The sequence below is a fragment of the Bacillus sp. LR--39 genome (genome assembly GCF_053613335.1).
The window spans coordinates 1-658 of the sequence record NZ_JBSIOT010001007.1; the positions used below are offsets into that span (position 1 = coordinate 1).

Annotated in this window: 1 protein-coding gene; it reads left to right on the top strand. The window is 44.4% G+C overall.

The features are described 5' to 3' along the window. Positions 1-204: 204 nt before the first annotated feature. The coding region (locus ACWHAR_RS28080) for an N-acetyltransferase family protein (RefSeq protein WP_452088569.1) at positions 205-658 on the top strand (454 nt) is incomplete at its 3' end.

The following is a 658-nucleotide window of genomic DNA, read 5'->3' on the forward strand; positions in this document are numbered from 1 at the left end:
TTCCTCTTTCATAACTCATCACCTCAGCAACATTCTGAACACTTTTCAGAAAATATATACATTTACAAAAAACTTTTTTCAATTTATTTTGCACCGGCTGTTTCGTTTTTATGTAAAACCGCCCTGAAAATCTGAAAAATGACCGGTATGCATGATAACGGAAAAAACGCCGAAGATATAACATATGAAGAAAGGATAGAGAGAATGAAATTACGAAGCGCTAATCGGGAAGACCTTCCCGCAGTAGTCGATATTTACAACTCCACCATTGCGACGCGAATGGTGACGGCAGATACAGAACCCGTCACGCCTGAAGAAAGGCTGAACTGGTTTTTGAGCCATACCGAAGAAAGGCCTCTTTATATTGCAGAAAATGAAAAACGGGATATCGTCGGCTGGATCAGCTTTGAATCATTTTACGGGAGACCCGCCTACGCCAAAACCGCCGAAGTCAGCATTTACCTTCATGAAGACCACCGCGGCAAAGGGGCGGGTTCTGCGGTGCTTGAAAAAGCGCTTGAAGCTGCTCCAAAGCTTGGAATCCGTTCTTTAATGGCGTTTATTTTCGCTCACAATGAACCGAGCATGAAGCTTTTCAAAAAATACGGCTTCACCGAGTGGGGACACTTTCCCGGAATCGCCGAGATGGACGGAATCC